The organism is Micromonospora sp. LA-10 (assembly GCF_051853095.1).
Taxonomy (GTDB): Bacteria; Actinomycetota; Actinomycetes; order Mycobacteriales; family Micromonosporaceae; genus Micromonospora; species Micromonospora echinospora_A.
Genome location: NZ_CP195710.1, coordinates 5,980,244 through 6,000,748 on the forward strand (window position 1 = coordinate 5,980,244; position 20,505 = coordinate 6,000,748).

Below are 20,505 nucleotides of genomic sequence, written 5' to 3' on the forward strand. Positions count from 1 at the left end.
AGTTCCGACAACCGGATGATCGAGGCCCTCAGGGCGTCGTTGAAGGAGACCGAGCGGCTGCGGCGTCAGGTCGAGGCCAGCGGCGAGCCGGTGGCCATCGTGTCGATGAGCTGCCGGTACCCGGGTGGCGTCCAGTCGCCCGAGGACCTGTGGCGGCTGGTGTCGTCGGGAACCGACGCCATCGGGGACTTCCCCGACGACCGCGGCTGGGATCTGGACAACCTCTTCGACGACGACCCGGACCGTACGGGTCGCAGCTACGTGCGGCAGGCCGGGCTGCTGCCGCGCGTCGGGGAGTTCGACGCGGCCTTCTTCGGCATCTCGCCCCGCGAGGCCACCACCATGGACCCGCAGCAGCGGCTGCTGCTGGAGACCGCGTGGGAGGCGTTCGAACGGGCCGGGATCGACGCGACGTCCGTGCGTGGCAGCCAGACCGGCGTGTTCACCGGCGTGATGGCCGGCGGGTACGGCGTCCGGCAGATGATGTCGCCCGGCCTGGCCGGCGAGTACGAGGGTTACCTCTCCAACGGCAACACGGTGGCCGTCGCCGCCGGTCGGGTGTCCTACACCTTCGGCCTGGAGGGGCCGGCGATGACGGTGGACACCGCGTGTTCGTCGTCCTTGGTGGCGATCCACCTGGCGGTCCAGGCGTTGCGTCGGGGCGAGTGCACGATGGCGCTGGCCGGCGGGGCGACCGTGATGTCCAGCCCGTCGTTCTTCATCGAGTTCAGCCGGCAGCGCGGCCTCGCCCCGGACGGGCGCGCCAAGTCGTTCAGCGCCGACGCGGACGGCACCGCGGGCGCCGAGGGCGTCGGGTTGCTGTTGTTGGAGCGGTTGTCGGACGCGCGGCGTCGTGGTCATCGGGTGTTGGCGGTGGTGCGGGGTTCGGCGGTCAATCAGGACGGTGCGTCGAACGGTTTGACGGCGCCGAATGGTCCGGCGCAGCAGCGGGTGATCCGGGCGGCGTTGGCGGACGCGGGGTTGACGCCGGTGGACGTGGACGCGGTGGAGGCGCACGGGACGGGGACGCGGTTGGGTGATCCGATCGAGGCGCAGGCGTTGATCGCGGCGTACGGCCAGGACCGGGATCGGCCGTTGTTGTTGGGGTCGTTGAAGTCGAACATCGGTCACGCCCAGGCCGCGGCGGGTGTGGGTGGTGTGATCAAGATGGTGCAGGCGATGCGGCACGGCGTCGTGCCGCGCACGTTGCACGTGGACGAGCCGACCCCGCACGTGGACTGGTCGGCCGGTGCGGTGTCCCTGGTGACCGAGCAGGTCGACTGGCCGCAGGTCGACCGTCCCCGTCGGGCCGGCGTCTCCTCCTTCGGTCTCAGTGGCACCAACGCCCACCTCGTCCTGGAACAGGCACCCCCGGAGGAGGAACCGGTCGACCCGCCCGTCGCGGCGCCGGCCCCGGCGACGATCCTCTGGCCGGTTTCGGCACGCGACGACGCCGGGCTGCGCGCGCAGGCCGACCGGCTGAGCGCCTTCCTGGCCCGGACCGACGCCGCGCCGGTGGACGTGGGCTGGTCGCTGGCCACCACCCGGGCCGCGCTGGAGCACCGCGCGGTGGTGCTCGGCGGCGACCGGCCCGCCCTCGTCGCCGGGCTCGCCGCCCTGGCCGAGGGCACGCCCGACCCCGCCGTCGTCCGCGGTGGCGTGGTCGGCGGCGGCCTGGTCCTCGTCTTCCCGGGCCACGGATCGCAGTGGGCCGGCATGGCGGTGGAGCTGATGCGGCACCCGGTGTTCGCGGCCCGGGCGGCGGAGTGCGCCGAGGCGTTCGCGCCGTACCTCGACTTCCCGCTGACCGACGTCCTGCTCGGGCGGCCGGACGCGCCCACCCTGGACGACCTGGAGGTGGCCCAGCCGGCGCTGTTCACGGTGATGGTGTCGCTGGCCGCGCTCTGGCAGTCGTACGGGGTCCGCCCGGCGGCCGTGATCGGTCACTCGCAGGGCGAACTCGCCGCCGCGGTGGTGGCCGGCGGCCTGCCGCTCGCTGACGCCGCCCGGGTGGTCGCCCTGCGCAGCCGGTTGATCGTCACCGAGCTGGGCGGCGCGATGGCCTCGGTCATGCTCTCCGCCGAGCAGGTGCGGGAGCGGATCGCCGGCTGGGGCGACGCGCTCACGGTGGCCGCGATGAACGGGCCGACCTCGACCACCGTCGCCGGTGAGGCCGGCGCGGTGCGGGAGTTCGTCGCCGCCTGCGTGGCCGACGACCTGCGCGCCCGGGTGGTGTCCGCCGCCGCCGCCACCCACTGGGCGCAGGTCGACGGCATCCGGGAGACCCTGCTCGACCGGCTCGGCCGGCTCTCCCCGGGCCCGTCCGAGGTCGCGTTCTACTCCACGGTCACCCCCGGGCCACGGGACACGGCCGGACTGGACGCCGCGTACTGGTTCGACAACTGCCGCGAACCCGTGGACTTCGCCGGCGGCGTGGACGCCCTGCTCGACGACGGCTTCCGGATCTTCGTGGAGTGCAGCCCGCACCCAGTGCTGACCATGGCGCTCCAGGGCATCGTCGACGACCGGGGCGTGGACGCCGCGGTGCTCGGCTCGCTGCGCCGCGACGAGGGGGACCGCTTCCCGACGGCGCTGGCCGAGGCGTTCACCCGGGGGGTCGACCTCGACTGGACGGCGGTGCACGGCGGCGTGCGCCGCCGGGTGGACCTGCCCACGTACGCGTTCCAGCGCCGCCGCTTCTGGCTCGACGTGGTCGGTCCGCCGGAGCAGGACGTGACGTCGCTCGGCCTGGCCGCCCCGGACCACCCGCTGCTGGGCGGGGCCCTGGCGCTGCCGGAGACCGGGGGCTTCCTGTTCACCACGCGGTTGTCCCTGCGTACCCAGCCGTGGCTGGCCGACCACGCGGTGCGGGACGTCGTCGTCCTTCCCGGCACCGCCTTCGTGGAGCTGGCGCTGCGCGCCGCCGACGAGGTCGGATGCGAGGTGGTCGACGAGCTGACCATCCCGGCCCTGCTCACCCTGCCCGCCGAGGGCGGGGTGCGCCTCCAGGTGGTGGTCGGGCCGGCCGAGGACGACGGCCGGCGTCCGCTGACCGTGTACGGCCAACCGGACACCGCGACCGCGGGCGCCGGCTGGACCACGCACGCCGTCGGCACACTGGCCCCCGCGCCAGCCTCCGACGCGGTCTCGTTGACCCGCTGGCCCCCACCCGCCGCCGAGGTCGACCTCGCCGACGCGTACGACCGGCTGGCCGAGCACGGGTTCCGCTACGGTCCGGCGTTCCGGGGCCTGCGGCGGGTCTGGCGCACCGACGACGAGGTCTACGCCGAGGTGGCCGTGCCGGAGGGTGTCGAACCGACCGGCTACGGCCTGCACCCGGCCCTGTTCGACGCGGCGTTGCAGGCCGCGGTGGTGGCCGACCTCACGGACGGATCGGGCACACCGAGTCTGCCGTTCTCCTGGAACCGGATCGCCCTGCACGCGGTGCGGGCGTCGGCGCTGCGCGTGCGGATCGGCCCGGCCGGCCCGGACGGACGCCGCGTCGACGTGTGCGACGCCGAGGGCGCGCCGGTCGCGTCGGTCGCCGGCATCGTCGCCCGGCCGCTGACCGGCGACCAGCTCGGCCCGACCCGGGCCGTCGTCGACGACGCGCTCTTCTCGCTGGTGTGGACCCCGCTGCCGGACCGGGAGCCGGTGAGCGTGGTGGCCGTCGACGACCTCGCCGACCTGCCGGCGGAGCTGCCGGCCGCCGTCGCGGTGGCCCTGCCGGCCCCGGACGGCCGCCCGGCGCCGGAGGCCGCCCGGGCGTACGTCGCGCGGGTCCTGACCCTGCTCCAGGGCTGGCTGGCCGACGACCGGACCGAGGCGTGCACGCTGGCGCTGGTCACCAGCGGCGCGGAGGCCGACCCGGCCCAGTCGGCCGTGCACGGGCTGGTCCGGTCGGCGCAGGCGGAGCACCCCGGTCGCTTCGTCCTGGTCGACGTGGACGTGCCGGGGGACACAGCATCCGTCGGCGCCGCCGTGGCGAGCGGCGAGCCGCAGGTGGCGGTGCGCGACGGCGGGCTGTACGCGCGCCGGCTCGTCCCCTCCACCGCCGGTCCCGCGGCCGGCCGGATGCCCGACCCGGAGGGGACGGTGCTGGTCACCGGCGGCGGCGGCGGGATCGGCCGGCTGCTGGCCCGCCACCTGGTGGTCGCGCACGGCATGCGTCGCCTGGTGCTGGCCTCCCGCCGGGGACCGGACACCCCCGGCGCGGCGGAACTCGTCGACGAGTTGGGGCGCGCCGGCGCGGACGTCCGGTTCGAGGCGTGCGACGTGTCCGACCGGGACGCCCTGGCCGGCCTGCTGGCCCGGCTCGACCGGCCGCTGACCGCCGTGGTGCACGCCGCCGGGGTGCTGGACGACGCGCTGCTGGCCGCGCAGTCCCCGGAGCGGTTCGAGGCCGTCCTCGGCGCGAAGGCGGACGCGGCGTCGCATCTCGACGAGCTGACCCGGAACGCCGACCTGGCGGCCTTCGTGCTCTTCTCCTCGGCGTCCGGCACCTTCGGCGCGTCGGGCCAGGCGAACTACTGCGCCGCCAACGCCTTCCTCGACGCCCTCGCCGTCCGGCGGCGGGCCGCCGGACTCCCGGCGACCTCGCTGGCCTGGGGCCTCTGGGCGGAAGACAGCGACATGGCCGGACATCTCGACCCGGAGGACCGTCGCCGCCGGCTGGCCCGCGGCGGCATCCGCCCGTTCTCGGCGCAGGAGGGGCTGGCGCTGTTCGACGCGGCGATGCGTCGCGACGAGGCGGTCCTCGTGCCGGTCCGGCTGGACCCGGCCGCCCTGTCGTCCGCGCTGCTGCGTGGTCTCTCCGGCGCCGGACGGCGGACCGCCGCAGGGCCCGGCGACGGGCGGTCGCTGGCCGACCGGCTCGCCGCGATGCCGGCGTCACGTCGCGAGCAGACCCTGGCCGACCTCGTGTACACCGAGGTGGCGGCCGTGCTCGGGCACGAGTCCGGGGCCACGCTCGACCCGGTCCGGCCCTTCCGCGACCTCGGCCTCGACTCGCTGACCGCGGTCGAGCTGCGCAACCGGCTCGGCGCCGCCACCGGGCTGCGGCTCTCCGCGACCATGGTGTTCGAGCACCCCACCCCGGCCGAGTTGCTGGCCTTCCTGCGCGGCGAGCTGATCGGCGCGGAACCGACGCCGGCGGAGTCGCTGCACGCCGAACTGGATCGGTTGGACGAGGCGTTCGGCGCGCTCGACGTGCCCGACGCCGACCGGGCCGCGCTCGTCACCCGGCTGCGCGCGCTCGTCACCCGGCACGGGGGTGAGGCCCCCGCGCAGGAGGCGATCGTGGCCGCCACCGACGACGAGATGTTCGCGCTCATCGACCGCGAGATCGGCGTCGGATGACCCGCCCCGACCCGACCCCGACCCCGACCCCGGGAGGCTGACCACGTGCGTGTCCTGTTCGCCTCGTTCGCCATGGAGACCCACTTCCTCAGCATGGTGCCGCTGGCCTGGGCCCTGCGCACCGCCGGCCACGAGGTGCGGGTGGCGAGCCAGCCGCGACTGACCCGGGCCGTCACCGCCGCCGGGCTGACCGCGGTGCCGGTCGGCGAAGACCACGACCTGCTCGACGCCGTGTCCGGTGTGGGCGGCGGAACCGAGGACAGATGGAACGCGGTCGACCTCGACCCGGCCCGGCCGGAGGTGCACAGCTGGGAGTTCCTCAAGGCCCTCAACGGCATGCTGCCGGAGCACTTCTTCGCCCACGCGAACAACGACTCGATGGTCGACGGGATGGTGGAGTTCGCCCGCTCGTGGCGTCCCGACCTGGTGGTGTGGGAGCCGTTCACGGTGGCCGGCGCGGTCGCCGCCCGCGCGGTCGGCGCGGCGCACGCCCGGCTGCTGTGGGGGGCCGACCTGCTGATCGACCTGCGGGCCCGGTTCCTCGCCCAGCGCGCCGAACGCCCGCCCGGCGCCGCGCACGACGCGCTCGCCGACTGGCTCGGCGGGCTGCTCGACCGGTACGGGCTCGACTTCGACGAGACGGTCGTGCGGGGGCAGTGGACCATCGACACGCTGCCGGCGAGCATCCGGATGCCGTTGGGCGAACCGACCGTGCCGGTGCGGTACGTGCCGTACAACGGGCCGGCGGTGGTGCCCGACTGGCTCCGCGTGCCCCCGGAACGGGCCCGCGTCTGCCTGACCCTCGGCCTGACCGCGCGCGACGACGCCGGCTACCTGCTCGGCTCGCTGGAGGGGCTCCTCGACGCGGTGGGCGACCTGGACGTCGAGATCGTCGCCACGCTGAACGCCGAGCAGCGGGAGCAGGTCTCCCGGCTGCCGGACAACGTCCGGGCCGTGGACTTCGTGCCGCTGCACGCGCTGCTGCCCACCTGCTCCGCCGTGGCCCACCACTGCGGCGCCGGCACCTGGTCGACCGCGGTCCACCACGGCGTACCGCAGCTCATCTCGCCGATGGTCTTCGAGAACTCGTACCGGGCGCGGCGCACCGAGGAGGTGGGCGCGGCCCTGGTGATCCCGCAGGCCGAGCTGACCCCCGAGGCGCTGCGGGCCGGCCTCCAGCGGGTGCTGACCGAGCCGCGGTTCGCCGAGGGGGCGGACCGGCTGCGCCGGGAGTCGATGAGCGACCCGACGCCGAACGAGGTGGTGCCGGCGCTGGAGAAGCTGACCCTCCGGCACCGGGACCTGGACGGATGACGTCCGTGCCGCAACCAACTCAGGAGATGCCATGAGAGTGCTCGTCGTCGCACTGGGAACGATGGGGGACGTCGCTCCCTACACCGGGTTGGTGCCCCGGCTGCGGGGCGCGGGCCACGAGGTGGCGATCGCCGCGTACCCGCGGTTCGCCGACCTGGTCCGGGCGGCCGGGGCCGAGTTCCGGGAGATGCCGGGGGACCCGGCGGTGGTGGGCGAGTGGACGCAGGCGGAGAACTCCTCCCAGGCGCTGCGCGGGGTCACCGCGAAGACGCTGGAACTGGGCGAGTCGATCCTCGCCGCGGCCAAGGAGGGCGCCGACGTCCTGCTGCTGTCGATGCCGGCGCAGCAGGGCGTGCACGTGGCCGAGAGCCTCGGCATCCCCAGCATGGGCGTGTTCCTCCAGCCGGTCTTCCCGACCGCGGAGCACCCGCCGTCGTTCATCGGCAGCGGCGGGTCGCTCGGCCGGTGGGGCAACCGGGCCAGCGGGCACCTGCTGCTCGGGGTGATGGGACGCCTCGTCTCCGGCGCCACCCGGGAGCTGCGCTCGCGGCTCGGCCTGCGGCCACTGAGCCGCCGGGAGCTGGCCGCGCAGATGGACGCGTGGCCGGTCCTGCACGGCTACAGCCCCAGCGTGCTGCCCCGGCCGGCGGACTGGCGTCCCGCGCTGGAGGTGTGCGGCTACCTGTGGCCCGCCGTCCGGCCGGACTGGGAGCCGCCGGCCGAGCTGGCCGACTTCCTCGCCGCCGGGCCGCCGCCGGTGTACGTCGGATTCGGCAGTCGGAAGATCTCCGACGCGGCGCGGATCGCCGCGACCGTGGACGAGGCGCTGCGCCGGGTCGGCGCGCGCGGCGTCATCCACGCCGGTTGGGGCGAGCTGGCCGGCCGGTCGGACAGCACGATCACGATCGGGGAGACGCCGCACGAGTGGCTCTTCCCGCGCACGGCCGCGGTGGTGCACCACTGCGGCGCCGGCACCACCGCCGCCGGGCTGCGGGCCGGCGTGCCGACGGTGGGCGTGCCGATCCTCGGTGACCAGCCGTTCTGGGCCGGTCGCGTGGCGGCGCTGGGCGCCGGGCCGGCCCCGGTGCCGTACCGCAAGCTCTCCGTCGACCGCCTCGCCGGGGCCCTCTCGGCCGCGCTGCGCGAGCCGTCGTACCGGAACGCCGCTGCGGGCCTGCGGGACCGGATCGCCACCGAGGACGGGGCCGGCGCGGTGCTCGCCGCCGTGAACCGGCTCCACTGACCCCGAAAGGACTGCGCATGCACGTGGAACGAGTCGGAATCGTGGGCTGCGGCACCATGGGCGCCGGCATCGCCGAGATCAGCGCCCGGGCCGGCATCGACGTCCGGGTGGCCGCCGCCACCCCGGACTCCGCCGGGCGGGGGCGCGCCCGGATCGTCGGGTCGCTGGACCGGCTGGTCGCCAAGGGCCGGTTGAGCGAGGCGGACCGGGACGCGACCCTCGGACGGATCAGCTTCGTGACGGACCTCGACGCGCTCGCCGACCGGCAGCTCGTGGTCGAGAGCGTCCCCGAGGACGAGCGGATCAAGCTCGCCCTGTTCAAGGAACTGGACCGGGTCCTGCCGGAGCCGGACGCGGTCATCGCCTCCAACACCTCATCCATCCCGATCCACCGCCTGGCCGCGGCCACCAGCCGTCCCGAGCGGGTGGTCGGTGCCCACTTCTTCAACCCGGTGCCGGTGCTGCCGTTGGTGGAGCTGGTGGCCTCGGCGGAGACCGGCGAGCACGCCCGGCGCACCGTGCACGGGTTCGCCGCCGAGCAGCTCGGCAAGGAGGTGGTCTGGTCGCCGGACCGGGTCGGGTTCATCGTCAACGGCCTGCTCATCCCGTACCTGCTGAGCGCCGTGCGGATGGTGGAGGCCGGGCTCGCCACCGCGGACGCGGTGGACCGCGCGATGAAGCTCGGCTGTCACCATCCGCTCGGGCCGTTGGAGCTGGCCGACCTGATCGGGCTGGACGTCGTCGCCTCGACCGCCGCCGCGCTGCACGAGGAGTTCGAGGAGCCTCTCCACGCCCCACCGGAGCTGCTGCTCCGCCTGGTGGCGGAGGGGGCGGTCGGTCGCAAGGCCGGCCGCGGGTTCCACACCTATCCGCGCTGAGACGCACGAGACAACGGGGAGAGCCCATGCGAGTACTCATCGTCGGTGGCGGGGTGGCGGGCGCCGCCGCGGCCGTCGCCCTGCGGAAGATCGGCGCGGATCCGGTCGTGTTCGAGGCGTATCCGGGGTCGGCGCACGACGTGGGCGCGTACATCTTCGTCGCCGCCAACGGGCTGGACGCGCTGGACTCCCTCGGGATGAAGGACGCCGTGCTGGAGCGTGGCCTGGACATGACGGCCGTGGTCGCGCACGGGCACACCGGCCGCCGGCTCGGGTCGGCGCCCTTCGGCCGGCACCGGGCCGACGCGACGCCCACGCAGATGATCGACCGCGCCGACCTGTACGCCGTCCTGCTGGAGGAGGCCGTCCGGCAGGGCGTGCCGGTGGAGTACGGCAAGCGCTTCGTCGGCCTCGACGAGACCCCCGACGGGGTGCGCGTCACCTTCGCCGACGGGGGATCGGCCGACGGGGACGCGGTGATCGGCGCCGACGGCCTGTGGTCGACGGTCCGGCAGGCGGTCGACCCGGACGGGCCGCCGCCGGAGCCCACGCCGATCGTCGGGGTGGGCGGCCGGACCGACCGGCTCGACGTGCCCGGCGAGCCGGGCGACTTCCAGACGTTCTTCGGATCCCGGGCCTTCTTCGGCTACGTGCGGCAGCCCGACGGGACCGTGCAGTGGTTGGCCACGCCGGGCACCGACACGCCGCAGGCCGCGCTACGCCTGGCCGCCCTGCCCGCCGAGGGCTGGCTCGCCGAGCTGCGTCGGATGCTGGAGGCCGACCGGACCCCCGCGGCGGGGATCGTGGCGCGGACCGTGACCGCCTACCCGCCGAGCGTGGCGCACGCGCTGCCCGACGGCCGGCCGTGGTTCACCGACCGGGTGGTGCTGATCGGGGACGCCGCCCACCCGGTCCGGCCGTCGGTGGGGCAGGGCGCGTCGATGGCGCTGGAGGACGCGGCCACGCTGGGGCGGTGCCTGCGGGACGCCCCGGACCTGCGCCAGGCGTTCCACCGGTACGAGCGGGCCCGGCGGGAACGGGTCGAGCGGGTGATCAGGATCGGCACCGAGATGGACGCACGGATGCAGGCGGGTGGGCGCGCCGAGGCGTTCGTCCGGAACCTGGCCGTGTCGGTCGCGCTCTGGCACGACCGCCGGACCATCCGGCGCACCGGTGCGCTGAGCGGCGGTGAGATGGCCCGCCTGTGGGGGCACCACATCGACTGGGAACAGCCGGTCCCGGCCTGACGATCCCGGGGGCGACAGGACAGCGCACCGATTCCTCCGACGGTTCTGCCTGGTTCCCGACCCCGCCGGCAACCGATGATTCGAATCGGACCGCACGTCCGGCGACCACGAGTTCCGGGCGAGCCGAGAGACGCCGTGGCGGCCGCCCGGCGTCCGCGTCGGTGACACGCGACCAACGCGCCGTACCGGCGGACCCGGCAGAACCGGGCTCCGTCGGCGCGGGCGCGCGATCGAGCGCCGGCGCCGGGACCGTCCCGGGACAGCCGACCAGTGAGCGGAGAGACCATGAGTGGACCGATGCACGTCGCGGTGGCCTTCGACCTCGCCTTCGCCCGGTGGACCGTGGCGACGATGAACTCGGTCGCGGCGGCCGGCGTCCCGGCCGGCGCGACCGTGACCTGGTGGCTGATGCCGGGCGCCGGCGTCCCCGAGGACGTGCTCGCCGCCGTCGTCGAGCAGGGCCGGCGCTCCGGCGACGTCGAGGTGCTGCGGGTGCCCGGCGAACTCGACGAGCTGCCGCTGTCGTCGTGGCGGATGATGTCGTCCCGGATCTCCAACGCGGCCTACTACCGGCTCCTCCTGCCCGACCTGGTGCCGCACGCCGTGGACCGCATGCTCTGGCTGGACTCCGACGTGATGTGCGTCGGCGACCTGACCGAGCTGTGGCGTACCGACCTGGGGGACGCGCTGCTCGGCGCGGCGATCGACATCGGCACGCCGACGGTCGGCGCGGCGACGGGCGTGCCGGGCCTGGACGAGAAGGCCGGCCGGATCGGGCGACGCAGCGACTACTTCAACTCCGGGGTGCTCCTGATGGACCTGGCCCGGTGCCGGGAGGCGGAGCTGTCCACCCGGGCGCTGGACTACATCCGGGCGAACTCCGCGACGCTCCGGTTCGCCGTGCAGGACGCGATGAACGTCGCGGTGGACGACCGGTGGCTGCGCCTCGACGCGCGCTGGAACGACATGGACTTCACCCGCTTCGAGCAGGACCTCGGCGCGGTCGACCGGACCCGGATCATCCACTTCGCCGGCAAGAAGAAGCCGTGGCAGGAGTCCTTCCCGGCGGGCCCGCTCAAGGACCTCTACCTGACCTATCTCCCGGCGACCGCGGATCTGACCGCGGCCCGGTAGCGGAGTCCTCGCTCCGCCCTGACCTCCGGAGAGAGCATTGAACAAGGCACCCTGGTACTACGACGTCGGCGCGCTCCGGGCCCAGTTTCCGGCGCTCAAGGCCGGGTCGGCCCACTTCGACGGGCCGGGCGGGACGCAGATCCCACAGCCGGTCATCGACGCGATGGCCGAGGCCATGGCCAACCCGGTGTCGAACCGCGGCGCGTACACCGCCGGTGAGCGCAACGCCGACGCGATCGTCGTGCAGGCGCGGCGCGCCCTCGCCGACCTCCTCGGCGCGGCGCCGGAGGGGATCGTCTTCGGACGCAGCGCCACCCAGGTCACGTACGACATCTCCCGGGCGCTGGCCAACACCTGGGGGCCGGGCGACGAGGTGGTCGTCACCCGGCTCGACCACGAGGCCAACGTCCGGCCCTGGGTCCAGGCGGCGGAACGCCGCGGCGCCACGGTCCGCTGGGTGGACTTCGACCCGGACACCGGCGAGTTGACGCCCGAGCACCTCGCGGCCGTGCTGTCCGACCGGAGCCGCCTGGTCGCCGTCACCGCCGCGTCCAACCTGATCGGCACGCGGCCGGACGTCGCCGCGCTCTCCCGCCTGGTCCACCGGGCCGGCGCCCTGTTCTACGTGGACGCCGCCCACTACAGCGCCCACGCCGGCGTCGACCTGGACACCTTCGGGGCGGACCTGCTCTCCTGCTCCTGCTACAAGTTCCTCGGCCCGCACCTGGGTGTCCTCGCCGCCCGCACGGACCTGCTGCACGAACTCCGGCCGGACAAGCTGGTCTCCGCCACCGACGACGTCCCGGAGCGGTTCGAGCTGGGCATCCTGCCGTACGAGGTGCTCGCCGGCGCCCGCGCCACCGTGGACTTCCTCGCCGGCCTGGGCCCGTCCCGCGACGACGACCGGCGGGCGCGGCTCGCCTCGGCGTTCGACGCGATCGAGGAGCACGAGGACGCGCTGCGGGTACGGGTCGAGCGAGGGCTGGCCGACCTGCCGGGCGTCACGGTCTACTCGCGGGCCGCCCGGCGCACCCCGACGCTGCTGCTGGGCGTCGCTGGCCACGATCCCCGCGACGTGCACCGGTTTCTCGCCGGCCGTGGCGTCGACGTCGGTTCGGGGACGTTCTACGCGGCCGAGGCGTCCCGGCGGCTCGGCCTGGGCGCGGCCGGCGGCGTCCGGGTCGGGCTGGCGCCCTACACCACCGAGGAGGACATCGACCGCCTGCTGGAGGGTCTGGCCGACTACCTCGACGGGTGCCGGTGACCGGTCCGGCGCACGACCTCATCCCCGCACCGACGATTGGAGCCCGTGATGACCGAAGCCGTCGTGGACGATGTGTGGATCCGTCGGTTCCACCCTGGACCGAGGAACGGGCCGACGCTCGTCTGCTTCCCGCACGCCGGCGGGTCGGCGAGCTACTTCACCGCCCTCTCGTCGGAGTTGCGCTCCGCCCTGCACGTGTTCGCCGTGCAGTACCCGGGCCGCCAGGACCGACTCCGGGACCGCTGCCTCACCAGCATCTTCGAGCTGGCCGAGGAGTCGTACGCGGCGCTGCGACCGCTGCTGGACCGGCCCGTGGCGTTCTTCGGCCACAGCATGGGCGCGATGATCGCCTTCGAGGTGGCCAACCTGATGCGGGAGCGCCTGGACGCCGCCCCCGCGACGCTGTTCGTCTCCGGCCGCCGGGCGCCGTCCCGTGTCCGGGACGAGAGCGTCCACCTGCGTGACGACGCCGGGCTGGTGGCCGAGCTGAAGAAGCTCAGCGGCACCGACAGCCGGATCCTCGACGACGAGGACGTGCTGCGGATGGTCCTGCCCTCGATGCGCAGCGACTATCGCGCGGTGGAGAGCTACCGCTTCCGCCCCGGGCCGCCGCTCAGCTGCCCGGTGGTGGCCCTCGTCGGCGCCGACGACGACAAGGTCGACCTCGACGAGGCGCGCTCCTGGGGCGACCACACCACCGGCGGGTTCCGCCTGCACGTCTTCCCCGGCGGCCACTTCTACCTGGCCGAGCAGCGTCAGGCCGTGGCCGACCTGGTCAGCCGGCAGTTGCTCGCCCCGGCCTGAGCGCGCCCGCCGGACTCCGGGCGCCCCGTCGCGTTCGCGGGGCCCCCGGACCGTCCGTGCGGGATCACCCCGCCGCCGGGGCCCCGTCGGGTCGGGGCGTCGGGTCGAGCCCGTCGCCGCCGGCGAGCATGTCCTCGCAGACGCGGTGGAAGTGGGTGATCAGGCACTCCCGGTCGCTGAGCACGTTCTCCCGGTACGCGGACGACCGGCGGGTCGCGGCGAGCTCGGCCCACTGGTCGACGTCCTCCTGGATGACGCCCTTGAAGATCGACCAGAACAGCCCGACGGTCTCCCGGTACTCCTCGTCGTCGGAGTCGTACCGCAGTTCCCAGGCCTCGAAGCGGGTCCGGTCGACGTCGAGCGGAACGGCGCGGAAGAGCTGGGTGTGCAGGCGGTTGGAGTTGACCACCGCGGTCGGGAAGAGCTGGTAGTTGCAGTTCGCCAGCATGGTGTGGTCGAGGGTCCGTTGCAGGTCCTCCAGGACCCCCATGAACGGCACCACCATCATCCCGTGCCGCCCGAAGACGTGGATGGTCGAGTGGCGGGCGTCCCGCGCCTCCTTCGGCGGCACGTTGTGCAGCGCCTGGGCGTGGTAGTACTCGCTGAAGGCGTCGACGCACACCTTCCAGTTGACGTCCACCTCCCACTCGACCTTCTCGGCCAGCCGCATGTCCTCCATGTGGTAGGCGCCCAGGTCGGCGGAGATCTCCGGACCGAGCCAGTCGCGCAGCGGGGCGGCGACCCCCGGCCCGGCCAGCACCGCCCACACCCAGCCGCCCCACTCGTCGAGGTCCAGCACGGGGGCGCAGAGGCCGGCCAGCACGTCCTGGTCGAAGTCCTCCCGGTCGGGCAGGTCGGTCAGCCGGCCCTCGATGTCGTACGCCCAGTTGTGCCACCGGCAGGTGAACCGCCGGGCGCCGGTGCCGCTCTCCGGCACGATGCGGGCGCCGCGGTGCCGGCAGACGTTGTGGAAACCGGCCAGGCCACCGTCCGGGCGGCGGGTGACCACGACGCTCTCCCCGTGCCCCTCCCACACGTGGTGGTCGCCGGGGTCGGGGATCTGCTCCGAGCGGCAGATGATCTGCCAGCTCCGGTTGAGGATGCGCACGCGCTCCCGCTCGTACCGCTCCGGGTCGCGGTAGACGTCCGCGTCGAGCGTCGCCGGCCCGATCGGCGGCACGGCGGGCACGCCCGGTCCGAAGCGTACGGGCAGGTCGCCACGGGTGGGTTGGGGAAGCACGAACGACCTCCGGAGTCGGCGGGGAGCGCCGGGCGGTACGCGCCCGGGCGGTGTGAGCGCAATGATCGACGGCCCGAGGGCGGCGGGTCCAGGCAGAACCGGCGGCGGGTTGCGGCAGCCACGGACCGGTGGCGGGGCGGCCACCCGATCTGCCGTCGTTTCTGCCTGGACGGTGCCGGTCGCCACTACCAATCATTCGCAGGTGACACGAGCGGCGTGTCCCGGCCGACGGAGGCCGGCGGCGCTCGTGCCGCATGCCGTCGCGCGCTCGCGGCGGTGGCCGCCCCGTCGTCCGGGAACCGCCCGGTGCGCCGGCGGGGGAGCGCACGCGGACACCAGGACCCGGTGGCGGCCGGTTCGCCGGCACCGCGTCCGGGCGAGCCGAGCGGCAGGCCGGCGACAGGGGGGGAGAAGTCGGGTGGGCAGCGGTGAGGAGAAGCTCCGCGGTTACCTCAAGCGGGTGACCGCCGAGCTGCTGGAGACCCGGCAGCAGTTGGCGGCGGCGAGCGACGACGAACCGATCGCGATCGTCGGGATGGCCTGCCGGTTCCCCGGCGGCGTGCGGTCACCGGACGACCTGTGGCGCCTGCTGGAGCGCGGTGGCAGCGGCATCGGCGGCCTGCCGGAGAACCGGAACTGGGATCCCGCGGAGTTCGACGCCGACGCCGACCGGCCGCCCACCCCCCGCCTGGGCGGATTCCTGCACGAGGCCGCCGACTTCGACGCCGAGCTGTTCGAGATCTCCCCCCGCGAGGCGGTGGCGATGGATCCGCAGCACCGGCTGCTGCTCGAACTCGCCTGGGAGGGCCTGGAACAGGCGGGCATCCCGGCGGACTCCCTGCGCGGCACGCCCACCGGCGTCTACGTCGGCATGATCAGCAACGACTACGGCGCCCGGCTCACCGCGGCGCAGGGCGCTTCCGGCTTCGGCGGCTTCTTCCTCAACGGCAATGGAAGCGCGGTGGCCTCCGGCCGCATCGCGTACGCGCTGGGCCTGCACGGGCCGGCGATCACCATCGACACGGCGTGCTCGTCGGCTCTGGTGGCGATCCACGACGCCGCCCGCGCGCTGCGCCAGGGGGACTGCACCACCGCCCTGGTCGGCGCGGTGGCGGTGATGGCCACCCCGACGCTGCTGGTGGAGTTCAGCCGCCAGGGCGGCCTCGCCCCGGACGGGCGGTGCAAGCCCTTCGCCGCCGCAGCCGACGGCACGTCCTTCTCCGAGGGCGCTGCCGTGCTCGTGCTGGAGCGGCTCTCCGACGCCCGGCGAGCCGGCCACGAGGTGCTGGCACTGATCAGCGGGTCCGCGCTCAACCAGGACGGCGCCTCCAACGGCCTGACCGCACCCAACGGGACCGCCCAGCAGCAGGTGATCCGGCAGGCGCTCGACAACGCCGGTCTCACCCCGGACCAGGTGGACGTGGTGGAGGCGCACGGAACCGGCACCACCCTCGGTGACCCGATCGAGGGTCAGGCGCTGCTCGCCACGTACGGCGCCCGGCGCGCCGAGGGCCGGCCGCTGCTGCTCGGCTCGGTCAAGTCGAACCTGGGGCACACCCAGGCCGCCGCCGGGCTGGCCGGCGTGATCAAGATGGTCCTGTCCATGCGGCACGGCGTGCTGCCCGCGAGTCTGCACATCGACGAGCCCACCCCGCACGTCGACTGGTCCGCCGGCCGGATCCGGCTGCTGACCGGGAACACCCCGTGGCCGAGCACCGGCGCGCCCCGGCGGGCCGGCGTGTCGTCGTTCAGCTTCAGCGGCACCAACGCCCACGTGATCCTGGAAGAGGCCCCCGTCGCCGAGGCGACCGCGGCCGAGGAACCGGTGCGGGACCCGCGGGCCGTGCCGTGGGTGCTCTCCGCGAAGAGCGCCGCGGCGCTGCGGGCACAGGCCGCACGGCTGCTCACCCACCTGGACGGGCAGCCGGTGGCCTCGGACCGGGACATCGGCCTGTCGCTGGCCGCCGGTCGGGCGATGCTGCGTCACCGCGCGGTGGTCGTCGGCGTCGACCGGGAGGCGATGCGGACCGGCCTGGCCGCGCTGGCCGCCGACGAGCCGGCGGAGAACCTGGTCCGGGGCGTGGCGACCGGCGCGCCCGCCCCGGGCGCCGTGCTGGTCTTCCCCGGCCAGGGCTCGCAGTGGGTGGGGATGGCCCGTGACCTGCTCGACACCGAGCCGGCGTTCGCCGCCCGGGTCGAGGAGTGCGTCGACGCCTTCGCCCCGTACCTCGACTGGTCCCTGGCGGACGTGTTGCGTGGGATCCCGGCGGGGCGCGACCCGGACGACGTGGAGGTGGTGCAGACCAGCCTGTTCACGGTGATGGTGTCGCTCGCCGCGCTCTGGGCGGCCCGGGGCGTCCCGCCGGTCGCGGTGGTCGGACACAGCCAGGGCGAACTGGCCGCCGCCGTCGTCGCCGGCGCGTTGTCGTTGCCGGACGCCGCCCGCGCGGTGGCGCTGCGGTGCCGTGCGATCCGGGCCACGCTGGCCGGTCGCGGCGCCATGGCCTCCGTCGCCCGCCCGGTGGCCGAGGTGCGGCGGCTGCTGGACGACGACCGGCTCGTCGTCGCCGCCGTCAACGGTCCCGCCTCGACGGTCGTCTCCGGGGACCCGGACGCCCTCGGTGCGTTCCTCGACGCCTGCGCGGCCGACGGTGTCCGGGCCCAGCGGGTTCCGGTCGACTACGCCTCGCACTCCCCCCACGTCGACGCCGTCGAGGCGGAACTGCGGACGGTGCTGGCCGACCTCCGGGCCGGGGACGCCCGGGTGCCGTTCTACTCGGCGGTCACCGCCGGTCAGCTCGACGGCGGCGAGCTGACGGGGTCCTACTGGTTCGACAACCTGCGCCGCCCGGTGGACTTCGTCGGGGCCGTCGACGCGCTGCTGCGCGACGGTCACCGGACCTTCGTCGAGTGCAGCCCGCATCCGGTGCTCGCGCTCGGCATCGAGGAACTGGCCGAGCGTCGCGGTGTCGAGGTGACCGTGACCGGTTCGCTCCGCCGCGACGACGGTGGTCCCGCGCGGTTCCTGACCTCCCTGGCCGAGCTGCACGTCCGGGGCGGCTGGGTCGACTGGCCGGCCGTCTTCGCCGGCACCGGCGCCCGGCGGGTGCCGCTGCCCACGTACGCGTTCCAGCACCGTCGCTACTGGATGGACGGCCCCGCACCCGCCCGGGGCGACGTCCGGGCCGCCGGCCTGACCCCGGTGGACCACCCGCTCCTCGCCGCGGCGGTCGACCTGGCGGGCGGTGCCGGAGCGGTGCTCACCGGCCGACTGTCCCCGGCCGACCAGCGCTGGGTCACCGACCACGCCGCCGGCGGCATCCTGCTGGCGCCGGGCACGGTCGGCGTGGAGCTGGCCGGGCGGGCGGCGGCGTGGGCCGGTGGGGGACACGTCGAGGAGCTGACCATCGAGGTGCCGATGGTCGTCCCCGACGAGGACGACCTGGCCCTCCAGGTGACCGTCGGCGACCCGGACGACACCGACCGGCGGCCGTTCGCCGTCCACTCCCGGCCGGCCGGGGACACGACGGACGCGCCCTGGACGCGGCACGCCGGCGGTGTCCTGCGGGCCGGCCCGCCCGAGGACGACCCGGCGGCCTGGTCCGCCCTGCGCGGCGCCTGGCCGCCCGCCGGCGCCGACCCGGTGGACATCAGCGGGGTGTACGACCGGCTCGACGACATCGGCTACCGGTACGGCCCCGCCTTCCGGGGGCTGCGCGCGGTGTGGCGGCGCGGCGGGGAACTGTTCGCCGAGGTGGCGCTGCCCGACGGCGTGTCACCGGCCGGCTTCGACCTGCACCCGGCGCTGTTCGACGCGGCGGTGCACGCCGTGCTGGTGGACCGGGCGGACGGCGCGCCCGCCGACGGGCGGGTGAGCCTGCCGTTCGCCTGGCGTGACGTGGTGGTCCACCGCAGCGGCTCGGACGCGTTGCGGGTGCGGATCGCCCACCGGGGCGAGGACGACATCACCGTGACGGCGGTCGACCCGGGCGGCGCGCCGGTGGTCTCGGTCGGTTCGTTGACCACGCGCACGGTCTCGCCGGAACAGCTCCGCTCGGCCGGGGGCGCGTTGCGCGACGCCTGGTTCCGCCTGGACTGGCCGGTCGCCCCGTCTGCGGGACCCGGCGTACCGCTGCGGTACGCGCTGCTCGGCGACGTACCGGACGTCCCGGCGGCCGACCGGTACGCGGACCTCGCCGCGCTGACCGCGGCCCTGGACACGGGTGCGCCCCCGCCGGACGTGGTCGTCGCGGCCGTCGACCCGGCCGACCCGACGGGGTCGGCGGTGGGGTCGGTGCACGCGACGCTCACCCACGCGTTGACGCTGGTGCGGGCCTGGCTCGCCGACGACCGGCTCCGGGCGGCCAGACTCGCCGTCCTCACCCGGGACGCGGTCGCCGTGGACGGCGGCCACGCGCCACGACTCGACGGCGCGGCGGTGTGGGGGCTGGTGCGGTCCGCGCAGTCCGAGCATCCGGGGCGGTTCCTCCTGGTCGACACGGACGGCGACCCGGGGTCGGTCGCCGTCCTGCCCGACGTCCTCGCCGGGGACGAGCCGCAGTGCGCGCTGCGGGCCGGGTCGGTCCGGGTGGCCCGGCTTGTCCGCGCGGCCGGCCCCACGGTCGAGGCGGGCCCGGTCGGCGACGGCACGGTGCTCGTCACCGGCGGCCTCGGCACGGTGGGCGCGGCGATGGCCCGGCACCTGGTGACCCGGCTCGGCGCCCGGCGCCTGCTGCTCGTCGGGCGTCGGGGGGCGGACACCCCGGGGGCCGACCGCCTGGTCGAGGAGCTGACCGCGCTCGGCGCCGCCGTCACGGTGGCCGGCTGCGACATGGCCGACCGGGGCGCGGCGGCGGCCCTGCTGGCGGCCGTTCCGGCGGAGCACCCGCTCACCGCCGTCGTGCACGCCGCGGGCGTGCTCGACGACGGCACGGTCGAGACGCTGACACCGGACCGGTTGGACCGGGTGCTGCGGCCCAAGGTGGACGCCGCGATCAACCTGCACGAGCTGACCCAGGGCGCCGACCTGACCGACTTCGTCCTCTGCTCGTCGCTGGCCGGGGTGCTCGGCGCCGCCGGGCAGGCCAACTACGCGGCGGCGAACGCCTGCCTGGACGCGCTCGCCGGGCACCGCCGTCACCTCGGGCTGCCCGGCCTGTCGCTGGCCTGGGGGCAGTGGGCGGAGGCCAGCGACCTCACCGCCGACCTGGCCGAGAAGGACCGCCGCCGGCTCGCCGCCGCCGGCATCGTGCCGATGCCGTCGCCGGAGGCGTTGGCGTTGTTCGACGCCGGTCGGGCGGCCACCGAGCCGGCGGTGGTCGCCGCGCGGCTCGACCTCGCCGCGCTGCGCCGGGCGGCCGGCGACGGACCGGTGCCGCCAATGCTGCGTGCGCTGGTGCGTACGCCGGCCGCCGCGGCCGGGCCGGACGGCCCGGCCGACTCGCCGGCCGGGGACGCCTCGGCCTGGCGGCGGGAGCTGGCCGCGCTCCCGGCCGCCGAGCAGATCGCCACCGTGACCGACCTGGTCCGCGCCCGGGTGGCGACGGTCCTCGGGCACCCGCCCGCCGCCGGCGCGACGATCGACGTGGACCGCCCCTTCAAGGAGTTCGGGTTCGACTCGCTCACCGCCGTGGAGCTGCGCAACCGGCTCGGCGCGGCGACCGGGCTGCGGCTGCCGGCGACGCTGGTCTTCGACCATCCCACCCCCGCCGCGCTGGCGACGTTCCTCCGCGGCCAACTCGTCGGTGACGAGACCGGGCAGGTGGACGGCATCGACCCGGTCACCGCCGCCGTCGAGCACCTGCGCGCCACGGTCGCCGCGCAGCCGCCGGACGACCCGGCCCGGGCCGACCTGGCCGCACGACTGCGGCACCTGATGCGCGATCTGGGCGTACGCGCGCAGGAACCGGTGGTCGAGGTGGGGTCGGCGACGGCCGACGAACTCTTCGAACTTCTCGACGAGCAGCTCGAAACCTTCTGATCCGGCCGACGCCAGCCGCCACCGACACCTCATGGGGGTATCC

Annotated in this window: 8 protein-coding genes and 2 pseudogenes; 9 read left to right on the top strand and 1 reads right to left on the bottom strand. The window is 75.3% G+C overall.

Features of this window, described 5'->3' with window-relative positions:
* Positions 1 to 33: 33 nt before the first annotated feature.
* The 8 genes and pseudogenes from ACSDG8_RS27905 to ACSDG8_RS27940 form a co-directional block, all read left to right on the top strand.
* Positions 34 to 5,358: pseudogene (locus tag ACSDG8_RS27905) on the top strand (SDR family NAD(P)-dependent oxidoreductase); the annotation flags it as partial.
* A gap of 45 nt (positions 5,359 to 5,403) precedes the next feature.
* Positions 5,404 to 6,672: an activator-dependent family glycosyltransferase gene (locus ACSDG8_RS27910; RefSeq protein ID WP_439427365.1), complete on the top strand. Its 1,269-nt coding sequence runs from the start codon at positions 5,404 to 5,406 to the stop codon at positions 6,670 to 6,672.
* A gap of 31 nt (positions 6,673 to 6,703) precedes the next feature.
* On the top strand, positions 6,704 to 7,915 hold the full coding sequence (locus ACSDG8_RS27915; RefSeq protein ID WP_439427366.1) for a glycosyltransferase: 1,212 nt from the start codon (positions 6,704 to 6,706) through the stop codon (positions 7,913 to 7,915).
* Positions 7,916 to 7,932: 17 nt separating this feature from the next.
* On the top strand, positions 7,933 to 8,793 hold the full coding sequence (locus tag ACSDG8_RS27920) for a 3-hydroxybutyryl-CoA dehydrogenase (protein ID WP_439427367.1): 861 nt from the start codon (positions 7,933 to 7,935) through the stop codon (positions 8,791 to 8,793).
* 26 nt (positions 8,794 to 8,819) lie between these two features.
* On the top strand, positions 8,820 to 10,040 hold the full coding sequence (locus ACSDG8_RS27925; RefSeq protein ID WP_439427368.1) for an FAD-dependent oxidoreductase: 1,221 nt from the start codon (positions 8,820 to 8,822) through the stop codon (positions 10,038 to 10,040).
* 285 nt (positions 10,041 to 10,325) lie between these two features.
* Complete coding sequence (locus ACSDG8_RS27930; protein ID WP_439427369.1) at positions 10,326 to 11,174, top strand: glycosyltransferase family 8 protein; 849 nt, start codon at positions 10,326 to 10,328, stop codon at positions 11,172 to 11,174.
* A gap of 37 nt (positions 11,175 to 11,211) precedes the next feature.
* Positions 11,212 to 12,438, top strand: coding sequence for a cysteine desulfurase-like protein (locus ACSDG8_RS27935; protein ID WP_439427370.1), 1,227 nt, complete (start codon positions 11,212 to 11,214; stop codon positions 12,436 to 12,438).
* Positions 12,439 to 12,486: 48 nt separating this feature from the next.
* A complete protein-coding gene (locus ACSDG8_RS27940) occupies positions 12,487 to 13,242 on the top strand; it encodes a thioesterase II family protein (RefSeq protein WP_439427371.1) in 756 nt (251 codons plus the stop codon).
* A 64-nt stretch (positions 13,243 to 13,306) separates the two neighbouring features.
* Here ACSDG8_RS27940 and ACSDG8_RS27945 read toward each other — a convergent pair whose 3' ends face one another.
* The gene (locus tag ACSDG8_RS27945; RefSeq protein WP_439427372.1) at positions 13,307 to 14,482 is read right to left on the bottom strand and encodes an aromatic ring-hydroxylating oxygenase subunit alpha; all 1,176 of its coding nucleotides are present in this window, start codon (positions 14,480 to 14,482) and stop codon (positions 13,307 to 13,309) included.
* A 451-nt stretch (positions 14,483 to 14,933) separates the two neighbouring features.
* On the opposite strand from ACSDG8_RS27945, the pseudogene ACSDG8_RS27950 reads away from it, so the two are divergent.
* Positions 14,934 to 20,462 (top strand): annotated as a pseudogene (locus ACSDG8_RS27950) (type I polyketide synthase); the annotation flags it as partial.
* Between the last annotated feature and the right edge of the window lie 43 nt (positions 20,463 to 20,505).